This is a genomic window from Microbacterium sp. Leaf351 (assembly GCF_001423825.1).
GTDB classification, from domain to species: Bacteria; Actinomycetota; Actinomycetes; order Actinomycetales; family Microbacteriaceae; genus Microbacterium; species Microbacterium ginsengisoli.
In genome coordinates this window covers 96108-99724 of record NZ_LMPK01000035.1, presented here as the reverse complement: position 1 = coordinate 99724, position 3617 = coordinate 96108, and the positions used below count along the sequence as shown (strand labels likewise).

At 72.2% G+C, this 3617-nt stretch carries 4 protein-coding genes and 1 pseudogene; 1 reads left to right on the top strand and 4 read right to left on the bottom strand.

The genetic code is table 11. The features are described 5' to 3' along the window. Positions 1 to 847 (top strand): annotated as a pseudogene (locus ASG00_RS11580) (D-alanyl-D-alanine carboxypeptidase); the annotation flags it as partial. A 12-nt stretch (positions 848 to 859) separates the two neighbouring features. On the opposite strand, the gene ASG00_RS11575 reads toward ASG00_RS11580, so the two are convergent. From ASG00_RS11575 to ASG00_RS18305, 4 genes are all read right to left on the bottom strand, one after another. Further along, the gene (locus ASG00_RS11575) at positions 860 to 1795 is read right to left on the bottom strand and encodes a J domain-containing protein (RefSeq protein ID WP_056209734.1); all 936 of its coding nucleotides are present in this window, start codon (positions 1793 to 1795) and stop codon (positions 860 to 862) included. Further along, on the bottom strand, positions 1792 to 2304 hold the full coding sequence (locus ASG00_RS11570) for a hypothetical protein (RefSeq protein WP_056209731.1): 513 nt from the start codon (positions 2302 to 2304) through the stop codon (positions 1792 to 1794). Before ASG00_RS11570 ends, ASG00_RS11575 begins: the two co-directional genes overlap by 4 nt. Further along, a complete protein-coding gene (locus tag ASG00_RS11565) occupies positions 2301 to 3119 on the bottom strand; it encodes an LssY C-terminal domain-containing protein (RefSeq protein WP_056209729.1) in 819 nt (272 codons plus the stop codon). The genes ASG00_RS11570 and ASG00_RS11565 overlap by 4 nt, the downstream gene beginning before the upstream one ends. Continuing rightward, on the bottom strand, positions 3116 to 3617 hold a 502-nt coding region (locus ASG00_RS18305; protein ID WP_235559528.1), incomplete at its 5' end, for an enoyl-CoA hydratase/isomerase family protein. The genes ASG00_RS11565 and ASG00_RS18305, both read right to left, overlap by 4 nt.

The window sequence follows — 3617 nt, the reverse complement described above, 5'->3', positions numbered from 1 at the left end:
CCTCGCGAGCGGCGAGTCGGCGCTCGCGGTGCCGGTGGGGAGCTCCCTCACCCAGTACCAGCTCCTGCAGGGCATCCTCATCGGGTCGGCCGGCAACTACGTCGCCAAGCTCGCCTCGCAGTACTGGCCGTCGAACGACGCGTTCGCGACCGCCGCCACGGCGTTCCTCACCGCGCACAGCATCTCCGGCATCACGCTGAAGGAGCCCACCGGCATCAACCCGGCGAACACGGCGACCCCGAGCGCGCTGATCCAGCTCGGCGAGCTGGCGATGGCCAACCCGACCATCGCGGACATCGTGCGCCAGACGTCGGTCACGCTGCCGGGCGCCGGCGTGGTCGAGAACACGAACGACCTCCTCGCCGACGCCGGGGTGGTGGGTATCAAGACCGGCTCGTTGAGCGCGTACAGCCTGCTGGTCGCGAAGGACGTCACGATCGACGGGGTGACGGTGCGCCTGTACGCCGCGGCCCTCGAGCAGACTTCCCACGCGAATCGGGATGCCGCGGCCCGCGCCCTGCTCACAGAGCTCCAGGCCGACGTGGTCGCCTCCCCCGCGCTGACGTCCGGCACGACCGTCGCAACGGTCACCACCGTGTGGGGCGCCACGACCTCGCTCGTCACGTCCGGCGATCTGTCGGTGCTCGGCTGGAACGGCTCGATCCCGTCGGTCGCGGCGCAGTTCGACCTCGGTGCGGCGCGCGATGCCGGTGACACCGTGGGAACGGTGACGGCGAACGGACCGCTGAACACCTCGACGGCGAAAGTCACGCTCAGCGCGCCCCTCGTCGACCCGTCGCCGTGGTGGCGACTCACGCACCCCCTGCAGCTGCTCGGCGCCCGCTGAGCCGGCGCGTCGTCAGACGAACTCGACGCGCTGCTGCAGGCGCGAGCGCACGTCGAACACCTCGGTGCCGCCGATCGGACGGGCACCGGTCGCCCCACGGCGCAGCACCGTCGCGAGCGCGCTGCGGGTCGTGACCACCACGAGCAGTCCGCGCACCTTGCCGAGCTCGGTGATCGCCTGCGCGACCTGATCGTCGGGGACGACCACGATCGCGCCGGTGAAGCGCACCCCCGCCTGCCGCGCGACCGTGCGGATGCGGCCTATCAGCTCGGTGATGGGAGCACCCGCGATGTGCGCCCCGACGATCTCCCCGCGCCGCAGCCCGATCGGGTCGCCGAAGTCCTCGGAGAGCAGCCCGTACAGCCCGCTCGGACCCAGCACGATGTGGTCGAGCTTCGCGTCGGGGTCGACGCCGCGCTTGTCGGCGGCCACGTCGTGCCACACGGTGTAGCCCATGCCGAGGTCGGCGACGATACGTGCGGTGGCCTCCTCGGCGAGCGCGTCGGCCAGCAGGTGCCGGATGTCGCGGGGCGCCGCCCGCACGAGGTCGGCGGCGTAGGGGTCGGCGATCTCCGCCCCGCGCCCGACCCACTCCCGGATGAGCGTGAGGTACCGCTCCCGTCGCCACCCGCCCGGCTGGCCGAACGCTCGGGCGCGGGGACGCGTGTCGGGGCGCGTCTGCGTGGAACGCGAGGCGGTGGCATCCGTCTCATCGTCGGAGGAGAACGAGCGGCCGCGGTCGAAGACGGCGCGCGCCTCGGGGGTGCCGATCAGCTCCCAGGCGCGCTGCACCCGGATGAACACGGCGGCGTCGCCGCCCGTGTCGGGATGGGTCTCGCGCATCCGGGCGCGGTAGGCGCGCCGCAGCTCGTCGTCGGTGGCGGATGCCGCGACGCCGAGCACCTCGTAGGGGGATGCCCCCAGGGGGCCGGCGAAGGGATCGGTCATCGGCGCTCCGTCCGGCGGGCGTAGGCGGCCGCCGCGCGGGACGACAGGGCGAGCAGGACGAGGATGTCGAGGGCGAGCGTCGTGAGCGAGCCGTCGAGGGTCAGCTGCTGTCCCTGGGCCCACCACGACACGAACGCGGACACGATGGAGATCGTCGAGACGATGAGCACGAGCACCCGCGCCCAGTTGCGCCCGAGATAGATGAACAGGGCGAGCACGAGGTCGACGACGACGAAGAAGCCGCCGCTGACGAGAGCGACCGTCAGAAGCACGCCGCTCTCGGCGGCGAGGCTGCCCGCATCCGACGCGCCTTCGAGGGTGGCGAGCACCTCGGGCCAGTCGAGCACGAGCGACACGAGCACCACAATGCCGCCGATGGCGCGCAGCAGCACGAGCAGGGCGCCGGCGACCGTCGCGCCGGGCCGCGGCATCCCGGGGTCGTACGGCGTCGGTTGCGCGAGGCGGGCGGGGGCCTCGAAGGCGGCGCGCTTGTGGGGCGTCTCGCTCATGCCGCCACCCGCGTGACGTCGATGATCGGCAGGTTCCCGTCGGTGCGGATGGTGTCGCCGCCGCCGTTGCGTGAGTGGTAGCCCGTCGAGAAGTCGGCGAGCACATCGACGCGTATCTCGGGATGCGCCCGGGTGAGGGTGGCGACGATGTGATCGCGTTCGATGTCGGTGTCGGCGTCGATCCGGTGGGTGATCTGCAGCGTGAACAGCGAGAGCCCGACGGAGGTGTCGAAGGTGCCCGCGGCGAGCCAGTCGACCCGCGCACCGCCGGGCAGCAGCCAGCCGTCGGGGCAGCGCCAGAACCGCACGTGGTGGCGCTGGGCGGGGTTGCCGTCGACCTCCTGCTGGTAGGCGAAGTCCTGCTGGCGACCGAAGAGGAACAGGGGACTGACCGGCGCCTCACCGTAGCTGCGTCGCGTGAGGGTCGACGCGACGATGCGCCACGAGGAGCGAAGCGTCACCGGGTCGGCCTTCGTCCATCCGGCCGCGGTCAGCGCTCGTTCGATCGCGTCGCCGTCCCCGCGCAGCGCGAGGTTGACCGGGTCTCCGAGCAGGCCGTCGCTCGTGCGGGTGCGTCCGATGAAGTAGTCGGGCACGTAGATCGTGGTGAGGATGCGGTGCAGCCGCGGCAGCACGAGGTAGGCCAGCAGCGCCCAGAACACGATGCCGCCGGCGATGCCCCACCAGCCGAGTCGCAGCGACTCCTCGGCGCTCAGCACGGCGAGCCACACGGCCGCGACCCCCGCGAAGACGAAGAAGAACCAGTCGAACGCGATGCCGATCGAGTAGGCGCGACGGTGCGGGCGCGTGCTCATGACCAGAGCGGCACGGCCGGTTCGTACGAGAATGCGGCGGCGATCGTGTCGGGCGTGACGCCGTCGTGGGTGGCGGGGTTCCAGTGCGGATCGCGGTCCTTGTCGACCAGCTGGGCACGGATGCCCTCGACCATGTCGGGCTGGGTGTGTGCGAACCAGAGCACGAGGCGGTACTCCTGCTCGAGCACGGCGCGCAGCGTCGGCAGCTCCCGCGCCCGGCGCACCGCCTCGAGCGTGACGGCGAGAGCAGTGGGCGCCGCGTGGGTGAGCCGGTCGGCGAGGGCGGATGCCTCGGGCTCTCCGACGGCGCGCAGCTTCGCGATGATGCCGGGCACCGTGTCGGCGTCGAAGGTCGCGTCGATCCAGGGCTGCTTCGCGGCGAGCTCGGATGCCTCGGGCGTCTCGTCGAATAGCAGCACGAGCTCGGCGGGTCCGGAGGGGTCTGCCCGCGTGACGAGGGCGTCGCGGATCGCGTCGAGGTGCGCGGAGGGGACGAAG

Bases quoted from the DNA above. Each gene is read 5' to 3' on its own strand.
- ASG00_RS11575 (WP_056209734.1), bottom strand. From the start codon at position 1,795: ATGACCGATCCCTTCGCCGGCCCCCTGGGGGCATCCCCCTACGAGGTG.
- ASG00_RS11570 (WP_056209731.1), bottom strand. From the start codon at position 2,304: ATGAGCGAGACGCCCCACAAGCGCGCCGCCTTCGAGGCCCCCGCCCGC.
- ASG00_RS11565 (WP_056209729.1), bottom strand. From the start codon at position 3,119: ATGAGCACGCGCCCGCACCGTCGCGCCTACTCGATCGGCATCGCGTTC.